This is a genomic window from Nonomuraea sp. MTCD27 (assembly GCF_041950495.1).
In the GTDB taxonomy this organism is placed as follows: Bacteria; Actinomycetota; Actinomycetes; order Streptosporangiales; family Streptosporangiaceae; genus Nonomuraea.
Genome location: NZ_JBGNUW010000005.1, coordinates 312,519 through 329,827 on the forward strand (window position 1 = coordinate 312,519; position 17,309 = coordinate 329,827).

22 protein-coding genes and 1 riboswitch are annotated in these 17,309 nt (G+C 71.2%); of the genes, 12 read left to right on the forward strand and 10 right to left on the reverse strand.

Translation table 11 applies throughout. The features are described 5' to 3' along the window. Window positions 1–3 precede the first annotated feature (3 nt). The 4 genes from ACBJ59_RS17235 to ACBJ59_RS17250 form a co-directional block, all read right to left on the reverse strand. A complete protein-coding gene (locus tag ACBJ59_RS17235; RefSeq protein ID WP_375111228.1) occupies window positions 4–894 on the reverse strand; it encodes a hypothetical protein in 891 nt (296 codons plus the stop codon). Next, window positions 891–1,433: an RNA polymerase sigma factor gene (locus ACBJ59_RS17240; RefSeq protein WP_375111229.1), complete on the reverse strand. Its 543-nt coding sequence runs from the start codon at window positions 1,431–1,433 to the stop codon at window positions 891–893. The genes ACBJ59_RS17235 and ACBJ59_RS17240 overlap by 4 nt, the downstream gene beginning before the upstream one ends. Window positions 1,434–1,500: 67 nt before the next feature. Then, on the reverse strand, window positions 1,501–2,718 hold the full coding sequence (locus tag ACBJ59_RS17245) for an aminotransferase class III-fold pyridoxal phosphate-dependent enzyme (protein ID WP_375111230.1): 1,218 nt from the start codon (window positions 2,716–2,718) through the stop codon (window positions 1,501–1,503). 11 nt (window positions 2,719–2,729) lie between these two features. Beyond that, window positions 2,730–3,662 carry a carbohydrate kinase family protein gene (locus ACBJ59_RS17250; RefSeq protein ID WP_375111231.1) on the reverse strand — a complete coding sequence of 311 codons (933 nt, stop codon included), beginning with the start codon at window positions 3,660–3,662 and terminating at the stop codon, window positions 2,730–2,732. Between the two features lie 46 nt (window positions 3,663–3,708). On the opposite strand from ACBJ59_RS17250, the gene ACBJ59_RS17255 reads away from it, so the two are divergent. Together ACBJ59_RS17255 and ACBJ59_RS17260 are read left to right on the forward strand one after the other, a co-directional pair. Continuing rightward, the gene (locus ACBJ59_RS17255) at window positions 3,709–4,293 is read left to right on the forward strand and encodes a TetR/AcrR family transcriptional regulator (RefSeq protein WP_364115430.1); all 585 of its coding nucleotides are present in this window, start codon (window positions 3,709–3,711) and stop codon (window positions 4,291–4,293) included. A gap of 19 nt (window positions 4,294–4,312) precedes the next feature. Next, window positions 4,313–4,945, forward strand: coding sequence for a class II aldolase/adducin family protein (locus ACBJ59_RS17260; RefSeq protein WP_375111232.1), 633 nt, complete (start codon window positions 4,313–4,315; stop codon window positions 4,943–4,945). Here the strand turns inward: ACBJ59_RS17260 and ACBJ59_RS17265 are convergent. After that, on the reverse strand, window positions 4,940–6,508 hold the full coding sequence (locus ACBJ59_RS17265) for a DUF885 domain-containing protein (RefSeq protein ID WP_375111233.1): 1,569 nt from the start codon (window positions 6,506–6,508) through the stop codon (window positions 4,940–4,942). The genes ACBJ59_RS17260 and ACBJ59_RS17265 overlap by 6 nt on opposite strands. Before the next feature lie 22 nt (window positions 6,509–6,530). Here ACBJ59_RS17265 and ACBJ59_RS17270 point away from each other — a divergent pair, with 22 nt between their 5' ends. Then, window positions 6,531–7,739, forward strand: coding sequence for a DUF4032 domain-containing protein (locus ACBJ59_RS17270; RefSeq protein ID WP_375111234.1), 1,209 nt, complete (start codon window positions 6,531–6,533; stop codon window positions 7,737–7,739). On the opposite strand, the gene ACBJ59_RS17275 is transcribed toward ACBJ59_RS17270, so the two are convergent. Beyond that, the gene (locus ACBJ59_RS17275) at window positions 7,733–8,335 is read right to left on the reverse strand and encodes an NAD(P)H-binding protein (RefSeq protein WP_364115420.1); all 603 of its coding nucleotides are present in this window, start codon (window positions 8,333–8,335) and stop codon (window positions 7,733–7,735) included. The genes ACBJ59_RS17270 and ACBJ59_RS17275 overlap by 7 nt on opposite strands. A 54-nt stretch (window positions 8,336–8,389) precedes the next feature. Here ACBJ59_RS17275 and ACBJ59_RS17280 point away from each other — a divergent pair, with 54 nt between their 5' ends. The 5 genes from ACBJ59_RS17280 (at window position 8,390) to ACBJ59_RS17300 (ending at window position 10,870) form a co-directional block, all read left to right on the forward strand. Then, window positions 8,390–8,740, forward strand: coding sequence for a winged helix-turn-helix transcriptional regulator (locus ACBJ59_RS17280; RefSeq protein WP_375111235.1), 351 nt, complete (start codon window positions 8,390–8,392; stop codon window positions 8,738–8,740). 137 nt (window positions 8,741–8,877) lie between these two features. Then, a complete protein-coding gene (locus tag ACBJ59_RS17285; RefSeq protein WP_375111236.1) occupies window positions 8,878–9,252 on the forward strand; it encodes a roadblock/LC7 domain-containing protein in 375 nt (124 codons plus the stop codon). A gap of 3 nt (window positions 9,253–9,255) precedes the next feature. Further along, window positions 9,256–10,065 carry a hypothetical protein gene (locus ACBJ59_RS17290; RefSeq protein ID WP_375111237.1) on the forward strand — a complete coding sequence of 270 codons (810 nt, stop codon included), beginning with the start codon at window positions 9,256–9,258 and terminating at the stop codon, window positions 10,063–10,065. A gap of 29 nt (window positions 10,066–10,094) precedes the next feature. Further along, window positions 10,095–10,469 carry a roadblock/LC7 domain-containing protein gene (locus ACBJ59_RS17295; protein ID WP_375111238.1) on the forward strand — a complete coding sequence of 125 codons (375 nt, stop codon included), beginning with the start codon at window positions 10,095–10,097 and terminating at the stop codon, window positions 10,467–10,469. A 29-nt stretch (window positions 10,470–10,498) separates the two neighbouring features. Further along, the gene (locus tag ACBJ59_RS17300; RefSeq protein WP_375111239.1) at window positions 10,499–10,870 is read left to right on the forward strand and encodes a hypothetical protein; all 372 of its coding nucleotides are present in this window, start codon (window positions 10,499–10,501) and stop codon (window positions 10,868–10,870) included. 49 nt (window positions 10,871–10,919) lie between these two features. Here the strand turns inward: ACBJ59_RS17300 and ACBJ59_RS17305 are convergent, their stop codons facing one another. The 4 genes from ACBJ59_RS17305 to ACBJ59_RS17320 all read right to left on the reverse strand — a co-directional run bounded on the left by ACBJ59_RS17305 (window position 10,920) and on the right by ACBJ59_RS17320 (window position 14,596). Further along, window positions 10,920–11,765 (reverse strand): alpha/beta fold hydrolase, encoded by an 846-nt coding sequence (locus ACBJ59_RS17305; RefSeq protein WP_375111240.1) that lies wholly within the window; start codon window positions 11,763–11,765, stop codon window positions 10,920–10,922. A 37-nt stretch (window positions 11,766–11,802) separates the two neighbouring features. Then, window positions 11,803–12,414: a hypothetical protein gene (locus tag ACBJ59_RS17310; protein WP_375111241.1), complete on the reverse strand. Its 612-nt coding sequence runs from the start codon at window positions 12,412–12,414 to the stop codon at window positions 11,803–11,805. A gap of 185 nt (window positions 12,415–12,599) precedes the next feature. Next, window positions 12,600–12,734, reverse strand: a riboswitch (cyclic di-AMP (ydaO/yuaA leader). Window positions 12,735–12,895: 161 nt separating this feature from the next. Beyond that, window positions 12,896–13,096 (reverse strand): DUF5302 domain-containing protein, encoded by a 201-nt coding sequence (locus ACBJ59_RS17315; RefSeq protein WP_364115399.1) that lies wholly within the window; start codon window positions 13,094–13,096, stop codon window positions 12,896–12,898. A gap of 48 nt (window positions 13,097–13,144) precedes the next feature. Next, window positions 13,145–14,596, reverse strand: a complete 1,452-nt coding sequence (locus tag ACBJ59_RS17320; protein ID WP_375111242.1) for an MDR family MFS transporter — start codon at window positions 14,594–14,596, stop codon at window positions 13,145–13,147. Between the two features lie 56 nt (window positions 14,597–14,652). On the opposite strand from ACBJ59_RS17320, the gene ACBJ59_RS17325 reads away from it, so the two are divergent. The 4 genes from ACBJ59_RS17325 (at window position 14,653) to ACBJ59_RS17340 (ending at window position 17,287) form a co-directional block, all read left to right on the forward strand. After that, window positions 14,653–15,147: a PadR family transcriptional regulator gene (locus ACBJ59_RS17325; protein ID WP_375111243.1), complete on the forward strand. Its 495-nt coding sequence runs from the start codon at window positions 14,653–14,655 to the stop codon at window positions 15,145–15,147. A gap of 72 nt (window positions 15,148–15,219) precedes the next feature. Further along, on the forward strand, window positions 15,220–16,203 hold the full coding sequence (locus ACBJ59_RS17330) for a rod shape-determining protein (RefSeq protein ID WP_375111244.1): 984 nt from the start codon (window positions 15,220–15,222) through the stop codon (window positions 16,201–16,203). Continuing rightward, the gene (locus ACBJ59_RS17335) at window positions 16,200–16,778 is read left to right on the forward strand and encodes a DUF421 domain-containing protein (protein WP_375111245.1); all 579 of its coding nucleotides are present in this window, start codon (window positions 16,200–16,202) and stop codon (window positions 16,776–16,778) included. Before ACBJ59_RS17330 ends, ACBJ59_RS17335 begins: the two co-directional genes overlap by 4 nt. Further along, a complete protein-coding gene (locus ACBJ59_RS17340) occupies window positions 16,775–17,287 on the forward strand; it encodes a VOC family protein (RefSeq protein WP_364115389.1) in 513 nt (170 codons plus the stop codon). The genes ACBJ59_RS17335 and ACBJ59_RS17340 overlap by 4 nt, the downstream gene beginning before the upstream one ends. Window positions 17,288–17,309 lie beyond the last annotated feature (22 nt).

The window sequence follows — 17,309 nt, forward strand, 5'->3', positions numbered from 1 at the left end:
GGGTCAGTCCTGCCACCAGTCGGACAGCGGCGGCTGGATCATGGGCAGTGAGTCCTTGGGCACGTCGGCGGGGGCGTCGATGGTGAGCGTGACGGCGTCGGACGCGATGCGCTGCGCGTGCTCGACGATCCAGTCGTCCTTGACGTGGGCAACGTCTACGTTGTATCCGCTGCCGCTGCCGTCCGGGTTGCTCCACTTCACCAGGTAATGGATCTTCATCCCGGCCCGCTCCATGGTGGCTCTGACGTCGGCGACCGGCTTGCCGCGGGCCTGGTACCCCTCGATCACCCCGCCGCCCGGGTCGACGTCGACCTGGATCGGGGTGGCGTAGAGCTCCCCTGGCGCGGCCGGCCTGCCGATGCCGAAGACGATCTTCCCGGGGACGCCGACCGGTATGGAGATCTTGCCGCACCAGGCGGAGCCGCAACCCTCCATCCGCGTGCTGATCGTCACGCGCGTTCCGACCGGGAACTTCCCGTCCATGAGCGCGGGGCCGATCAGCTTGCCCACGTCCTGCGGTGCCACGGGGGCCTTCTTCACCTCCGCGTCCAGACCGACCGCGCGGAACGCCTCGGTGAACTTCGCGGCCTCGGCCTCGGGGTCGTTGACGGTGACCTCGATGAAGTCGTCGCCGGCCCTGAGAGAGACGGCGGCGTTGGCGTACTGGGTGGCGGGGCCGCCGAACGGGGTCCACACGACGAGGGCGGCGGCCAGCGCGGCGGACACCACGCCGAGCCCGGCCAGGCGCCGCACGGGCAAGCGCCGGCGTACGGGCTCGCGCGCCTCGGCCATGATCGACTCCAGCAGCGCCCGCGCGCCCGCCCCGGACGCCTGCCCCAGGGGCTCCCCGGCCAGGTCCTCGTCGCGCACGCGTGCGAGATCGGCGATGTTCACAGGTTGCTCCCTTCGGCGGCGACGGCGCGCGAGTGCTCGATCCCGGCCTCGGCCAGGCCCCGGGCGAAGCGCTTGCGGGCGCGGTAGAGCCTGACCCGCACGGTGTTGGCGGAGACGCCGAGGACCTTGGCGATCTGGCGCGGGTCCAGCTGCTCCCAGGCGACCAGCGCGAGCAGCTCCCTGTCGCTCTCGGGCAGGGCGCGGAACACCCGCCCCATCTGGGAGAGGTCCTCACCGGGCGGCCGGGCGACGAGCGGCGTGGCGGCGAGCTGCGCGCGCAGGGCGGCGGTGCGCCGCTCGTGCCGCCGCTCGCCGCGCCGCTGGTTGGCCAGCACCTTCCGGGCCACGCCGAAGAGCCACAGCCTGGCCCCGTCCCCCTTGGGGATCTCCTCGACCCGGCGCCAGGCGATCATGAAGGTCTCGGCCACCACGTCGGCCGCGTCGTCCGGATCGGGACAGCGGCGCAACGCGTACCCGAGCAGCGGCCGGTACGAGGATCCGTAGATCTCCTCGAACCGGCTTTCGGGATCGAGTCCCACGTGGGCTCCTCACTTGAGTGCGTCAACACTCAAGCGCATGTCCGGAATGTCGCCAGCATTACCGGGGTCAGCCGAAGTGGGCGCGAGTCTCCGCGAACGCCTGGTCCGTGCCCTCCAGGGCGGCCGCCACGTCGGCCTCCGTGTGCGCGGCCGACATGAACCAGTTGTGCCACGGGTGCAGGTAGACCCCGTGCCGCAGGCAGGCGTCGCTCCAGTGCATCGCCACGGACAGGTCGGCGTCCCCGTCGAAGCTGAGCCACGGGATCGTCACCGGCCCCGTCTGGTTGACCACGAAACCGTGCGACTTGGCCTGCGCGTACAGCCCCTCCCTGAGCTGCGTCCCCGCGCGTTCCATGGCCGCGATGCCGTCGGTGTCGCGCAGCGTCTCGATGGTGGCCTTGGCCGCCGCCATCGCCACCGCCGAGAACCAGAACGACCCCGTCGAGTACAGCGTCTGCGCGGGCCCGCGCAGCGCGTCGGTGCCGGTCACGGCGGCGATCGGGTAGCCGTTGGCGATCGCCTTCGACCAGGCGGTCAGATCGGGGCGCACACCGTACGGCTCCCACGACCCCCGCAGGTCGATGCGGAACCCGGCGCGCACGTCGTCGATCACCAGGGCCGCGCCGAGCCGGTCGGCCAGCGCCCGGGCGCCCCGCGCGAAGGCGGGCTCCACCAGCTCCTGGTCCTCGAACGAGTCGTGCCTGAAGGGCGTGACGATGATCGCCGCCACGTCACCCTCCACGGTCGCCGCCGCGGCCTCCAGGGACTCCAGGGAGTTGTAGGTGAACTCCACCAGGTCGGCCCGCTCGTTCGGCGTCGTCCCCGACAGGGACGGCGTGCACCAGGGGTCGGCCCCGTGGTAGGCCCCGTGGGCCATCAGCACCTTCGTCCGCCCCGTCGCGGCCCTGGCGACCATGAGCGCCTGCGTGGTGGCGTCGGTGCCGTTCTTGGAGAACATCGCCCAGTCCGCGCTCGGCACGGTGTCCACCAGCAGCTCCGCCAGCTCCACCATGATCGGCCCCGGGCCGTTGAGGCAGTCGCCGAGCGCGGCCTGGCGGGCGGCGGCCTCCTCCACGCGCGGGTGCCGGTGCCCGAGCACCACGGGGCCCCAGCTGCACATGAAGTCGATGTACGCGCGGCCGTTCACGTCCCACTGGCGGCAGCCGTCGCCGCGCTCGAAGAACTGGGGGAAGCCGGGGGCGAAGAGGGCGGCGTTGAGGTGGCCGTACATGCCGCCGGGCACGACCTTGGCGGCCCGCTGACGGAGTTCTGCGTCGGTGGTCATGGAGGGAAGTCCTAGTGGGAGAGGAGGCTGAGGGTGGAGTCGAGGTCGGTCAGCCCGGCGTCGGAGCCGAGGCCGGTGGCGACGCGGGCGGCGGCGGCCGTGCCCCAGCGGGCGGCGGTCAGGACGTCCCGGTCGTGGAGCAGGCCGGTGAGGAAGCCGGCGCAGTAGGCGTCGCCGCAGCCCGTGGTGTCGGAGACCTCCGTCTTCAGCGCCGGCACGTGCTCTGACACGTGATCCGGGCCGTCCGGGGTCACGACCAGGCTGCCGGCCGCGCCCAGGGTGACCAGCACGCCGCGCGGCCCGTCGGCGAGCAGCGCCCGCGCGGCGGCCTCGACGTCCTGGGCGCCGGTCATGAGCAGCGCCTGGGACTCGTTCGGCAGCACGTAGTCCACGTGGGGCAGGAACGCGCGGGCCATGCCCAGCAGGTCGGGCATCTCCGACAGCAGGTCCATCGTGACGATGGTGCCGGCGGACCGGACCGCGTCGAGGAGGGCGAAGAAGGCCGGATCGCCGAGGCCGAACGTGACGTCCATGCCGCCCAGGTGGATCGCGCGGGCCGAGCGCAGCACGTCCGTGTCCAGGTCGGGGTAGGCGACGGTCAGGTTCGCCCCGGGCACGTGGAAGCTGGGGCGCCCGCCGTCCGGCCTGATGGGCAGGATCGAGGCCGCCGTCTGCTCCCCCGCCCTGCGGACCAGCCGCGTGGCGTCCACGCCGCGCTTGGCCAGCACCATGAGCAGGAAGTCGCCGAGCTCGTCGTCGCCGATGGCGCCCATGGTGACCACGTCGTTGCCCAGCTTGACCAGGTCCACCGCCGTGCCCGCGGCGGCTCCCGCGGCGGTGAGGCGGATCTGGTCGACCAGCACGGTGTCCTGGCCCTCGGGGATGTGCTCGACGGGCCTGGTGAGGATGTCGACGATGTGGACGCCGACGGTGACGACGGTCATAGTCTAAATAGACAGACGTCCGAATAAAAAGTCAACGGAGGATTCGATGCCGAAGATCGTCGATCACGACGAGCGCAGGCGCGAGGTCCTGTCAGCGGCGCGCCGGGTGATCGTCAGGGACGGCATCGACGCCGCCACCACCCGCGCCATCGCCAAGGAGGCGGGCTACTCCAACGGGGTGCTCGCCCACTACTTCGCCGACAAGGACGAGATCCTGCTGTCCGCGCTGCGTCAGTCCCACCAGCGCATCCGCACCCGGCTGACCCGCAAGGTGGACGGCGTCAGCGGCCTGGCCGCGCTGCGCGAGGTGCTGCTGGACAACCTGCCGCTGGACGGCGAGCGCAGCCAGGAGACCCGGCTGGAGGTCAGCTTCTGGAGCCGCAGCCTGGCCTCGGAGCGGCTGGCCGAGGTGCAGCGGGCGGAGGCGGGCGAGCTGCGCGCCGCCGTACGCGACCTGCTCGGCCGGGCCCGCGCGGCCGGCGAGCTGCGGACGGACGACGACCTCGACGACGTCACCGAGCACCTGCTCGCCCTCGTCGACGGCCTCAGCCTGCACCTGATGCTCTACCCCGGCCGCCTGACCCGCGCGGACGTCGAGCGGATCATGCTGCGCGCCGTTGATCGCCTGTGATGGACTACATTCCACACATATGAGCCCCCGTGAGCAGTTGTGCGAGTACGGCCGCCGCGCCGTCGACCTCGGCCTGGTGATCGGCACCTCGGGCAACCTCAGCGTGCGCGAGGGTGACCTGGTCGCCGTGACGCCGTCGGGGGTGGCGCTCGACCGGCTGACGCCCGAGATGTGCCCGGTCGTGGACGTGGCGGGCCACCTCGTGGAGGGCGATCTCCAGCCGTCCAGCGAGACCCCCATGCACCTGGCCGTCTACGGCACCACGGACGCGCGGGCCATCGTGCACACGCACTCGGTGTTCGGGACGGTGGTGGCCACGACGATGACCGAGCTGCCGCCCGTGCACTACAACGCGCTCATGCTGGGCGGGGTGGTCAAGGTCGCCGAGTACGCCACGTACGGCACGCCCGAGCTGGCCGCGAACGTGCGTGCCGCCCTGGAGGGCAAGCGCGCCGCCCTGATGGCCAACCACGGCGGGGTGACCATCGGGGGGACGCTGGAGGAGGCGTTCGAGCTCACCCGGCTGCTGGAGTGGCTCTGCGAGGTGTACGTCCGGGGGCTCGGCGTCGGCAAGCCGACCGTCCTGACGGATGAGCAGCTCGCCGCCGTGGTGGACCGGGCTCTCAACCCCCCGGAGTTCCCCCGGCTATGAGAGTGCGGCCTGCTCGGCCAGCCCGAGGGGCAGCCCGCCGGATCCCGCGATCCGGTCGTGGAACTCCTTCAGCGGGCCATGGAACGACTCCCGGATGCGGTCGATCTCGATGGCGCCGGTGAGGTAGGACGGGGCCTGGGTGGGCCAGGCGCAGTAGCGGTTGACCTCGCCCTGGGCCGTGCCGGGCGACAGCGACGCCTTGGTGGCCATGAACGTCTCGGCCTCTTCGATGGACATGTCCTCGCAGTGCAGGGCCGTGTCGACGACGATCCTGGCGGCGCGGAAGATGCGGCAGTCCAGGTGGGCCAGCTCGGTGGCGGGGGTGTCGAAGTAGCCCTGCTCGTGCAGCAGCTTCTCGACGTACAGGGCCCAGCCCTCGGTGAAGTACGGGGTCCGGAAGACCTTGCGCACCGTACGCGGATTGCCCGCCATGTACGACAGGTGCCAGTGGTGCCCGGGGTAGGCCTCGTGGACGGCGATCGACGGCATCTGGGCCCGCGAGTTGGTGCGCAGGCGCTGGCGTACCTGCTCGGGGGTGAAGTCGTCGGGCGTGTACGGGACGAAGAAGATGCCGGTCCGCGAGGTGCTGAGCGGCGGCGGGGACAGGTAGTGGGCCACCGACAGGACGGGCCGGGTGTACTCGGCCGACGGCAGCACGTGGCACTCCTCGCCGCCGGCGAACGTGACGAGGTCCCGCTCGCGGACGAACTCGCGGGCCCGCAGGGTCTCCGCCTCGTACTCGGCCCGCATGTCGTCGAGGGTCGGCGGGTGGTCGTCCATGAGGAACTCCATGGCCGCCCGCCAGTCCTGGGTGCCGTTGACCCGGACAGCGACCTCGCGCATGCGCGCGTCCAGCTCCGCCCAGGCGGCCTTGCCCTTCTCGTGCAGCTCGGCGGCGCCGTACCCGAGCAGCTCGCGCTCGCGCAGCAGCGTGGAGTAGAGCCGCTCCCCCATGCGCCAGGTGCCGCCGCACTCGAAGCCCTCCAGGAAGGCGACGAGGTCGTCGAACGCCCGCGCGGCCGGCTCGGCCGCCGCGGCCAGCCGGGCACGCAGCTCGGCGTCCTCGACCATGGACGGGATCGTGCGGGTCAGGAAGTTGCGGCCGGTGCGCGCCTGGCCCAGCCCCCGGGTGACCAGGAGCGGGGCGGCCAGGTCGGGGTCCAGGTTCGCCCGGCAGGCCGCCAGCACGCCGGGCACCTCGGCCAGGCGGGACAGGGCGGAGGCGACCAGCTCGGGCTCGGGCTTGAGCCGGCGCTGGAAGGGCGTGTACAGCGAGGTGAAGACGGCGCCGAGGTAGACGCTCGGGTCGCGCCGCCACTCGGGCCAGGACGCGAGCACGATCGAGCCCTTGAGCTGCGACAGGACGAGGTCCCTGTCGATCGCGTCGTCCGGCGACGGGGCCTCGGTGGCCGAGAGGCGGTCGTACCAGAGGGCCTGCTCGCGCTCGCGGGCCTCCCAGCCGGAGGCGGTGAAATCGCCGAGGGTGTGATCGTAACCGTCGGCCCCGAGGGAGGCGGCGACGACGGGACGGTCGGAAAAGTACCACTTGAGAAACTCGTCCACCGATGCACCATATCCTGAGCAAATGCCCCTGCAGATCACTGGCGCGCTAGGCGACCCTGACCTGATCCGCCTCCCCTGGGAGGTCCCCCTTCAAGACTGGCCCCAGCACCATCTGGTGGACCTGCCGCGGGGCATCTCGCGGCACGTCGTGCGCTTCGCCCGGCTGTCCGGGAAGGTGTACGCGATCAAGGAGATCAGCGAGCGCTACGCCAAGCGGGAGTATCAGCTCCTGTGGGACCTGGCCAGGCTGGACGCGCCCGCCGTGGAGCCGGTCGCGTACGTCACCGGCCGCGAGGACGGGCTCGACGCGGCGCTGATCACCCGGCACCTGCAGTTCTCACTCCCCTACCGCGCGGTCATGTCGGGCACCCTGCGCCCCGACACGCTCACCCGGCTGCTGGACGCGCTGGCCGTGCTGCTGGTGCGGCTGCACCTGAACGGCTTCTACTGGGGTGACTGCTCGCTGTCCAACACGTTGTTCCGCCGCGATGCGGGGGCGTTCGCGGCGTACCTGGTGGACGCCGAGACCGGTGAGATGCACCCGATGATCAGCGAGGGGCAGCGGCTGGGCGACATCGACACCGCGCACACGAACATCTTCGGCGAGATGCTCGACCTGGAGGCCGGCGGGCTGCTGCACCCGTCGATCGACCCCATGGAGACCGCCGAGGACGTCGTGGCCCGCTACCACCGCCTGTGGAACGAGATCAACGAGAGCGAGATCATCGAGGAGGTCGACTGGCACCGCGTGGAGCAGCGCATCAGGCGGCTGAACCTGCTGGGCTTCGACGTGGCCGAGATGATGGTGCGGCGCAAGGTCGGCACCGGGCGGCTGATCGTACGGCCCAAGGTCGTGGACTCCGGGCACCACCAGCGGCGCCTGCTCCGGCTGACCGGTCTCGACGTGGAGGAGAACCAGGCGCGGCGGCTGCTCAACGACCTCGACGGGTTCCGGGTGGCCAAGGGGCTGCGGCACGAGGACGAGGCCATAGTGGCGCACCGGTGGCTGGCGGAGGTGTTCCAGCCGACGGTCGAGGCCATCCCCGCGGACCTGCGCGGGAAGCTGGAGCCCGCGCAGCTCTTCCACGAGATCCTCGACCACCGCTGGTACCTGTCGGAGCAGGAGGGCGCCGACGTCGGGCTGACCACGGCGGTGAAGTCGTACGTGAACAACGTGCTGGTGCACAAGCCCGACGAGCGGGCGCTCCTGCCCGACGAGCCCGTTCAGTAAGCCACGGAGATGCGCCGGCGCGGATGGGCGTTGCGCTCCACCTCGTCCGCGATCGCGACCGCGTAGTCCTCGGCGGTGATGAAACTGCGCCCCTCGGGGTCGCTCATCAGCGTGTCGCCGCCGAGCCGGTAGCTGCCCGTCCGCTCCCCCGGCGCGATCTCCGCCGCCGGCGAGACGAACGTCCAGTCGAGGTCCTCGACCTCCTGGTAGAGCCGCAGCGCCGCCCGCCCGGCGAGGGACTCCTTCTTGTAGATCTCCGGGAAGCCGGGCGTGTCGACCAGGTCCTGGCCGGGGGCCACCTGCAGGCTGCCGGCCCCGCCCACGACGATCAGCCTGCGCACGCCGGAGGCGCGCACGCCGTCGATGAGCGCGCGGTTGGCGGCGAGGAAGGGGGCCTCCGGCTCGGTGCCGTCGCGCGGCGGGGCGATGGCGGAGATGACGGCGTCATGACCCTCGGCGAGCGTGGCGGCGTCACCGACGTCGCCCTTGACGGGGCCCCTGCGGCTGACGCCGGTCACCTCGTGGCCGCGGGAGGCGAGTTCGGCGGCGATGCGCTGCCCGATCATGCCGGTCGCGCCAAAGAGAAGGATCTTCATGTCGCCAAGAGTATCCATCGGATACTGGTTACTTCATCGTGCTATAAGTACCTTATGGATACCGGTGATGTCTTCGACCCGAACTGTCCGACCAGGGTGGTTCTCGATCGGATCGGCGACAAATGGTCGGTCCTTGTGCTGCTCTGCCTCATCGCCGGGCCGATGCGCTTCACCCAGCTCAGGGCGCGGATCGGCGGGGTCACGCCCAAGGTGCTGACCCAGACGCTGCGCGCCATGGAGCAGGACGGGCTCCTGACGCGGGAGGTGTTCGCGGAGGTGCCGCCGCGGGTGGAGTACACGCTGACGGACCTGGGCCGGTCGCTGCACGACCCGATCTCCGTGGTGGCCACGTGGGCGGAGCAGAACGTGAACGAGATTCTTCGTTGCCGCGAAAAGTATTCATAAATCGTACAGTTATGCGCAACGGTGTTGTTTTTCTACTTCGTAGCCGTATAAAAGCTCAACGCCCGCCTTCGGCGGCCTCTCCGGTGTGATCCCACCCCCCTACGCTGTCCCCGTCCCAAGACGGCGAGGGAGGTCACGTGCTCGGAATCGACACCTGCCTGGCAGAGGTCATGTCCATACCGGGGGCGCTGGACGCCATGCTGGTGGACCACACGAGCGGTATGGCGGTGGCCTTCAGCAGCGCGTCAGGTGTGGACGCCGACCGGTCGGCCGCCGCGCTGACCGAGGCCCTGCGCGCCACCACCGACGGCCTGGCCCGCTCGTGCCCGGGCGAGGTCGTACGCATCGACGACATGCTCGTCACCACGGACAAGGGCCACCACCTGCTCCGGATGATGGAGACGGTGTTCGAGGGCCCTCTCGTTCTGTACGTCCGCCTTGACCTGGAGCGATCCAACCTGGCCCTGGCCAGGCACCGCCTGCGGTCCCTCTCCGGCCTCCTGACGACGTGACCCATGACGCGGCTCGACACACTCCTGGCCGGGCTCGCCCGCGAGCGCTCCACGGGCGCGCTCCGGGTCGGCAGGAACGGCACGATCTTCCTCGCGGACGGGCGCGTGACGTACATGGAGTGCGCCCAGGCCCCCAGCGTCGAGCGGCTGCTCGCCGCCAGGGGGCTGACGACGGAGGCGGCGCTGCGCGGGCTGCAGGCCGACGGCGGCTGCGAGCGGCTGCTCGCCGAGGGGCCGGTCACGGCGGGCGAGCTGCAGTACGCGGTGCTCGGCGGGGTCCTCGACGCGGCCTTCTTCCTGCTGCCGATCAGCGGGTCGCGGCCCAAGTTCCGCCCCGGGGAACGGCACTGGCTGGGCGGGCAGTGGTTCTTCGACGTGCCGGGGCTGGTGCGGGAGTGCGCGCGCCGGCGGGCGCAGCTCGCCCAGGCCTGGCCGTCCGCCGACGTGGACACCCTCCCGGTGCGGCCGCTGGGGCGGCTGCCGGGGCACGCGGTGACGCTGAGCCGGGTCCAGTGGGAGGTCCTCGTCCGGGCCGACCACAAGGCGACGCCCCTGGAGCTGGCCAAGCAGATCGGGCGGCCGGCGTACCCGGTGCTGCTGGCCGTCCGGCGGCTGGCGGCCTCGGGCCTGCTCGCCGAGCCGGACCCGGCCCCCGCTCCCGGACTGCCCAAGCGCGGGCGGCAACCGGCCGCGGAGCACCCGCCGCACGACCCCAAGGCCGCGGCCCTGCCGCTGGGACCGCCCGTGACCGGGAACCCGACCGACCTGGCACTGCTGATGCGGCTGAAGAAGGCGCTGGAGGAACTGTCGTGAGGTTCCCCTCACTCAGGAGGAGGCCACCGGTGGAGCTACGACAAGAGGTTCTGGAGGAGATGGCGCTCCTGCGTGAGCGCACCCCGGACGTGAACGGGAGCGTCGCCTGCACGGTGGACGGCCTGCCGATCGCCTGCGACCTCGAAGGGAAGACGGGCGAGCAGGCGGCGGCGCTGTCGGCGGCGCTGGTCGCGATGAGCAGGCGGATGCTGAGCATGACCGGCCAGGGGGCGTTCGAGGAGACGCTCGTCTCCGGCTCCGCCGGATTCGTGGCCTTCTACGCCGCCGGCCCCACCATCGTCCTCACGGTCCTGGCCGGACCCGGCGCGAACGTCGGGCTGCTTCGGCTGGAGGGCAGGAAGACGGCCGCCGGAGTGGCCGCCGTCGCAGCACGGAAGCACTGATCCAGCCCCGCTGAGAAGGAGGAGGAAGCATGGCCGGCATGGACGTCTCTCTCAAGGAGATGATGCAGATCGACGGCTCGATCGGAGCCGCGATCGTCGATCACGGCAGCGGCATGGCGCTGGGCACGCTCGGCGGCTCCAAGGACCTGGATCTCCAGGTCGCCGCGGCGGGCAACACGGAGGTGGTCAAGGCCAAACTCCGCACGATGGACTCGCTGGGCCTCAAGGACGCCATCGAGGACATCCTGATCACGCTGAGCGGGCAGTACCACATCATCCGCCCGATCACCGGGCGCGGCGGCAAGGGGCTGTTCCTCTACCTGGCGCTCGACCGCGGGCGCGCCAACCTGGCGCTGGCCCGGCACCAGCTCAAGGGCATCGAGGGGAAGCTGGAGGTCTGACCGCCCTCATGGTGGCCCGCTCCCCGGCGGGGGGGGCCACCGGCGAGCGTCAGGCGGAGGTCAGCTTGGTGATCTCGGTGACGAAGTCGGGCCAGAGCGCGCGCGGCAGGTCGTGCCCCATCCCCGGGTACGTCACCAGCCGCGCCCCCGGGATGGCCGCCGCCGTCGCGCGACCGCCGGCCACCGGGACCAGCGGGTCGGCCTCCCCGTGCAGCACCAGCGCGGGCACCGCCACCGAGGCCAGCAGCTCCGTACGGTCCCCCGACCTCATGATGGCGGCCAGTTGCCGGGCCGTGCCGGCCGGGTCGAAGCAGCGGTCGTAGGCCAGCCCGGCCATCGCGGCGATCCTCTCCCGGTCCAGCTCGTAGCCGGGCGAGCCGATGACGGACCAGGTCTGCACGGCCTGCGCCAGCACCGCCTCGCGGTCGGCGGCCGGCCGGCCCATCAGCACCGCGGACGCGGCCTCCGTGGGCGGGGCGACGGAGGGGCCGGGCGTGGACATGATCGAGGTCAGGGTCAGCACCCGCGCCGGATGCCGGATGGCCAGCGTCTGGGCGATCATCCCGCCCATCGAGGCTCCCACCACGTGGGCGGCCGGCCAGCCGAGGGCGTCCATGAGGCCCGCGGTGTCGTCGGCCAGGTCGTCCAGCAGGTACGGCGAGGGCGTGCCCATCGCGGGCACCCCCAGGTCGTGGAAGTGCGTCGACAGGCCGACGTCGCGGTTGTCGAACCGTACGACGTGATGTCCCTGCTCCGCGAGCAGCTCGCAGAGCCCTTCGTCCCATTGGATGAGCTGGGCGCCGAGCCCCATGATGAGGAGCAGGGGACGTCCCGACGGTGAGCCGAAGCTCTCGTAGGCGATTTCGATGCCGTTTGCGGCTACGCGCGTGGTCACGACGACCAGAATGACATTCTGGTCAGCCCGCGTAAAGTCAGTGCTCGGCGGGAACGGGGCCCGAGAGGAGCACGCCGCCCTGCGACGAGGACTCCTCCGCCTGCGGCGGGGTGGCCGGGTTACGGTCACGCTCGGCCCAGGCGCCGGTCGAGAACGCGACCGGGTAGTTCTTCTTGCCCACGCCGTCACCCCACTTGGTGATGACGTAGTCGACCTCGATGTGCCCCTGGCCGCCGACGCCGTCCACTCCCAGGGTGTCGGAGTTGAACTCGCCGCCGGTCAGCTCGGCGAACGTCTTGGCGTCGAGGTCGAGCATGATGCCGCGGTTGGAGGGAGCGCCGGGGCCGCGGTCACCCACGAAGAAGGGCATCTTCTTGCCCTTGTAGACCACGTAGCCCTCGGTCAGCAGCGGCCAGCTCGGGCTGGCGGCCAGCCCCTTCTGCATGGGCTTGCCGCTGGCGGGCAGGCCGGTGTCGCCGGCGCGGCCGGAGGAGTCGTCCCAGAAGTACGACGCCGTGGTGGAGCCCTTGAGCAGGACCTTCTCGTCTGTGTCGGTGTCGGCGTGGGCGGGAGTGCCGACGATGGTCAGCGCTGCGATGGCGGAGGTGGTGAGGAGGGTGAAGGAACGCAGGCCAAATCGAGCAGACATGAAAAAGTGAAACCCTTCGCGAGGGGACAGGGAGTTGCGCTCACAGGGGGAGCACGCGCAGCGGAGCTAGAGCACCTGACGATGCTGCGCGGAGCGCAAAATACGAGCCTTGAGGAAGGGGACCGCTCAGTGGGCGGCCGGCACGGCGCTGTCTGGGGGTACGACGCGGTGGTGCATGGGGTAATGTTTCCTCTCCATCACGCCTACCGGGTTAGCTGACGGGTTCGGGCGTGGAGATGCCCTACCGGCACGCGGCCGGATTCACCCCAGTGAGGTGGTTCCCCGGTTCCCGATGGTTCGGGATTCGGCGCCAACCGGTGGTCCATCTTGGGTAAGGACTAGGTCACCGGCTGGTAATGGCGATTACTCTAACTACCGATTCGGACAAACGCAAACGAATCGTATGAAAGAGTCGAAGATCTACCTTCGAAGGTAAAGAGAAAGGGGGCACGGCATGCCGTACCCCCTGAGAAATCCAGCCTCAGCCGCCGCTCTTGCGCCTGAACGATCTCTTACTCGTAGCCGGACCGTGCGCCCCGTGGATCTTCGATGGGTCGACGCCCCTGCCACCGGCGCCTGAGCCCGCGGCCTGGTCGCGCTTGCGCTCCAGCGCCTCGCGGAACTTGCGCTTCATCTCGTCCTCGGGAGTTTCGCTGACTTCCGGCTCCGGTGTATCCGCCATGAGGACCTCCATGGTGTTGGGGACAATCACAGCTTCGCATGGAGCCGCTTATGACGCGAAACCGGCCTCAACCTTGTGTTGCGGCACGGACGGCGCCTCCAGCCGCTTGTTCGGCATGGCCACCAGCGCCACCAGGGCGATCATCGCCCCCACCACTCCCAGCGACGGGATGACCACGGCCGCCGCGGAGGCGTGCGCGGCGGCCATCCCGTGCGCGGGCGCGCTCGCGGCGACCTCCGCGGTGTAGAGGGTGCCGCCGACGGCCAGCGCCACCGAGCCGCCGATCTGCCGGAAGAAGGTCAGGTTGGCCGAGGCCACGCCGAGGTGCCGCGGCTCGACCGACTGCTGTGCCGCCACCGTCAGCCCGGACAGCATCGGGCCCATCCCCAGCCCCAGCGGCAACATCCACAGCGCCAGCGCCAGGCCGCCGGTGGCCGGCGTCAGGCCGAGGCACAGCACCGCGCCGGTGACCAGCAGGAACGGCGAGGCGACCAGCCACGGCTTGTACACCCTGGTCCTGGACATCAGCGTGCCCATCAGCACGCTGCCCGCCACCATGGCCAGCGTCATCGGGTAGATCCGCAGCCCTGACTCGGTGGCGCTGACACCCAGCGCCTCCTGGAAATAGCGCGGCAGGAAGACGACCCCGGCGTACATGCAGAACGCGGTGCAGAACGAGGTCAGGTTCACCAGCGTGTACGTGCGGTTGGCGAACAGGCCCATGGGCATGATCGGGCTCGCCGCCCGCCGCTCGACGGCCACGAACACCGCCAGCAGCACCAGCGCGAGCAGGATCGGCCCGGCCACGGCGGCGTCCGTCCACGTGTGGCCGTCCAGGCCCTTCTCGGTCAGCCCCAGCAGCAGCGCACTGATGGCCACGGTGAAGACGGCGATGCCCGCGTAGTCGGGGCGCCCGCCGCCCGTTCCGGGCCGCCTCGGCAGGCGCAGCGCGACGATGGCGATCAGCACGGCCCCGAGGGGCACGTTCACGTAGAAGGCCCAGCGCCAGCTCGCGTGGTCGGTGAACAACCCGCCCAGGAACGGCCCCGCCAGGAACGTCAGCCCCATCACCCCGCCGATCGCCCCCTGCGCCCGGGCGCCGTTCGACCCCGGCGGGAACATCTCCATCATCAACGCGATCGACAGCGGCAGCAGCGCGCCCGCGCCGAGCCCCTGCACCGCGCGGAACACGATGAGCTGCACCATGTCCTGAGCCACCCCGCACAGCGCCGAGCCCAGCACGAACACCACCATGCCGATGAGCAGCAGCGGCTTCCTGCCGTGCTGGTCGGACAGCCTGCCGTAGAGCGGCACGGTCACCGTGGAGGTGAGCAGATAGGCGGTCACCACCCAGGTGTAGAGCCCGCTGCCGCCCAGCTCCGCCGTGATGCGGGGCAGCGCCGTGCCCACGATCGTCTGGTCCAGCATCGCCAGGAACATCCCGCCGAGCACGGCCAGGAGCACCAGCCCATTGCCCCGCGCCTTAGTGTCAGTTTTCACATGTGAGAACTTATATGTAACTTCTGACATGTCAAGGCTTCGATATGCTGGCCCTCATGTCCCTACGGATCGCACTGCTCGGGTTGCTCTCTGCCGTCGGCCCCGCGAGCGGCTACGACCTGGCCAAGAAGTTCGAGCACTCGCTCAACCACGTCTGGCAGGCCGGGCACACGCAGATCTATCCGGAGCTGGTGAAGATGGCGGCCGACGGGCTCGTACAGGTCGAGTCGGAGGGCGCCCGGGGGCGCAAGATCTACGCGATCACCCCGGAGGGGGCGCGCGAGCTGGACGAGTGGATGGGCGAGCACACGCCGTCGGTGACACCCCGCAGCGAGGTCGCGCTCATGGCGTTCCTGCTGCCGCTGATGGAGCGGGACCGGGCGGTCGAGGTGGTCGAGCGGATCAAGGCCCGCTACCAGAAGCGGCTGGCGGTGCTCGGCTGCAAGCCGGCGGGCGAGTTCGGCCGGTACGCGCTCGACCTGGGCCTGGCCCAGGCCAGGACCGTCATCCAGTGGGCCGACGAGACCGTGGCCGACCTCAGGCGGCGCTGACCGGCCAACGGTAAAGGGGACTGGCTCTGTTCCTGGTGTTGTGTTGGAGCGACCCAGGAAATAGATCCCGCGATGAGTCTCCTCGGTCGTGACCTGGCGATAGATCTGGGGGCCGCGAGCACGCGCATCTACGCCAAGCGCAAGGGCATCGTGCTCGACGAGCCCTCCGCCGTCATGTGCGACGGCCGCACCGGCAAGGTCATCGGGTACGGCGCGGAAGCCGCCGCCCTGGGCGCCGGCGGCCGGACGTGCTGGCCGGTCAGCGGCGGGCTCCCGGCCGACGCCGAGCTCGCCCGGCGCATGATCCGCCATTTCCTGCGCAAGGTGCACTGGCACCCGTACGCCCGGCCGCGCCTGGTCCTGGCGCTGCCCGGCGACTCCACCCCGATCGACCGGGCCGCGCTGCGCGACGTGGCGTACGAGGCCGACGCCAGGACCGTGCGGCTGATCCCGCACCCGCTGGCGGCGGCGCTCGGCGCGGGCCTGTCGCTCACGGACTGCACCGGCCACATGGTGATCGACATCGGGCGGGACTCCGCCCGGATCGCGGTGCTGTCCGGCGAGTCCGTGGTGGCAGCCGGCTCCGTCCCGTACGGGGGGCGGGCCGTGAGCAGGGCCATCGCCCGCTACGTCGAGCGCGAGCACGGGCTGCAGCTCGACGACGCCGAGGCCGAGTCGGCCAAGCGGCGCGCGGGCGGCGGGGAGGCGGAGGTCGTGGTGCGGGCCCGCGATCCGGACACCGGCCGGGAGCGCGACCTGGCGCTGCCCGTCCAGCGGATCTTCGAGGTCACCGCGCAGCCGATCGAGTCCATCGCGCGGGCGGCGGAGGAGACCGTCGAGCGGTGCCCGGCCGAGCTGGCCGCCGACCTCGGGGTTCGCGGCGCGGTACTGGTCGGCGGCGGGGCGCTGCTGCGCGGGCTGGGCCGGCGGCTGCGCGAGGCGCTGTGCATGCCGGTGCACCGGGCGGAGCGCCCGCTGGAGTGCGTGGCGCTCGGGCTGGGCAGGTGCGTGGACGAGCTGGGACTGATCGGGAGGTTCCGGGGCGGCCGTACATGACGGACGACCTCTTCCACACCGGGGTCTCACTCGCCGACAAGGCCATCAGGACCGTCGCCGTCTACCTGACCGTGGCGGCGCTGCTGCGGATCGGCGGCAAGCGCGGCATCGCGCAGCTCAACAACTTCGACTTCGTCGTCATGCTGCTGATGAGCAACGTCGTGCAGAACGCGATCATCGGACCCGACAACTCCCTGGCCGGCGGCCTGGCCGGGGTGGTGATCCTGATGGCGGTCAACGCGGTGGTGGTGCGGTTCGCCGCGGCGGTGCCCATGGTCGGCAGGCTCGTCGAGGGCAACCCGGTGGTGCTGGCCCGCGACGGGCGCTACCTGACCTCGGCGCTGCGGCGGCTCGGCGTGCGGCAGGCCGACCTGGACGTGACGATCCAGCTCAGAGGCGGTACGACCGTGGCCGACACGAGCCTGGTACGCCTGGAGCCGGGCGGCGCCGTCCTCGTCCGGCTGCGCCCCGAGGAGGAGACCGCCGAGCGCGGCGACGTCCAGGAGCTGCACACCCGGCTCGACCGCATCGAACGCAAGCTCGACGCGCTGTCCAGAACAGGAGGCAGTCCATGACCGTCCGCGGCATCGACCACGTCGGGGTGACCGTGCCCGACCTCGACGCGGCGACGAAGTTCTTCGCCCGCGCCTTCGGGGCCGAGGTGCTCTACGACACCCTTCCCCGGGAGCAGGGACCCAAGGGCGGATGGGCGACCGAGCGGCGGCTCGGCGTGCCCCAGGGAACCGTCGAGGTCGCGGTGCGCATGTTGCGCCTGCCGAACGGGCCCGGGATCGAGCTGTTCGAGTTCAGCGGGCCGCGGCAGGCCGACGCGGTGGTGCCGTGCGACCTGGGCTGGCAGCACGTCGCCCTGTACGTGGACGACCTGGAGGCCGCGCTGCGGCTGGTCACCGAGGCGGGCGGGACCGAGCTGTCCGAGCCGGTGCCGCTGCCGGGGCCGGAGGCGGGCGAGCGCAACCGGTTCGCCTACTGCCGGACGCCCTGGGGCGGGACGGTGGAGCTGCTGACCTATCCGGACGCGCAGCCGTACGAGAAGGACACGGACCTGCGCCGATGGCGGCCCTAGGGAGGCGCGCTCCCAGGGCCGC

Bases quoted from the DNA above. Each gene is read 5' to 3' on its own strand.
- ACBJ59_RS17245 (WP_375111230.1), bottom strand. From the start codon at position 2,718: ATGACCACCGACGCAGAACTCCGTCAGCGGGCCGCCAAGGTCGTGCCC.
- ACBJ59_RS17250 (WP_375111231.1), bottom strand. From the start codon at position 3,662: ATGACCGTCGTCACCGTCGGCGTCCACATCGTCGACATCCTCACCAGG.
- ACBJ59_RS17255 (WP_364115430.1), top strand. From the start codon at position 3,709: ATGCCGAAGATCGTCGATCACGACGAGCGCAGGCGCGAGGTCCTGTCA.
- ACBJ59_RS17260 (WP_375111232.1), top strand. From the start codon at position 4,313: ATGAGCCCCCGTGAGCAGTTGTGCGAGTACGGCCGCCGCGCCGTCGAC.
- ACBJ59_RS17270 (WP_375111234.1), top strand. From the start codon at position 6,531: ATGCCCCTGCAGATCACTGGCGCGCTAGGCGACCCTGACCTGATCCGC.
- ACBJ59_RS17275 (WP_364115420.1), bottom strand. From the start codon at position 8,335: ATGAAGATCCTTCTCTTTGGCGCGACCGGCATGATCGGGCAGCGCATC.
- ACBJ59_RS17280 (WP_375111235.1), top strand. From the start codon at position 8,390: ATGGATACCGGTGATGTCTTCGACCCGAACTGTCCGACCAGGGTGGTT.
- ACBJ59_RS17290 (WP_375111237.1), top strand. From the start codon at position 9,256: ATGACGCGGCTCGACACACTCCTGGCCGGGCTCGCCCGCGAGCGCTCC.
- ACBJ59_RS17300 (WP_375111239.1), top strand. From the start codon at position 10,499: ATGGCCGGCATGGACGTCTCTCTCAAGGAGATGATGCAGATCGACGGC.
- ACBJ59_RS17310 (WP_375111241.1), bottom strand. From the start codon at position 12,414: ATGTCTGCTCGATTTGGCCTGCGTTCCTTCACCCTCCTCACCACCTCC.
- ACBJ59_RS17315 (WP_364115399.1), bottom strand. From the start codon at position 13,096: ATGGCGGATACACCGGAGCCGGAAGTCAGCGAAACTCCCGAGGACGAG.
- ACBJ59_RS17325 (WP_375111243.1), top strand. From the start codon at position 14,653: ATGTCCCTACGGATCGCACTGCTCGGGTTGCTCTCTGCCGTCGGCCCC.
- ACBJ59_RS17330 (WP_375111244.1), top strand. From the start codon at position 15,220: ATGAGTCTCCTCGGTCGTGACCTGGCGATAGATCTGGGGGCCGCGAGC.
- ACBJ59_RS17335 (WP_375111245.1), top strand. From the start codon at position 16,200: ATGACGGACGACCTCTTCCACACCGGGGTCTCACTCGCCGACAAGGCC.
- ACBJ59_RS17340 (WP_364115389.1), top strand. From the start codon at position 16,775: ATGACCGTCCGCGGCATCGACCACGTCGGGGTGACCGTGCCCGACCTC.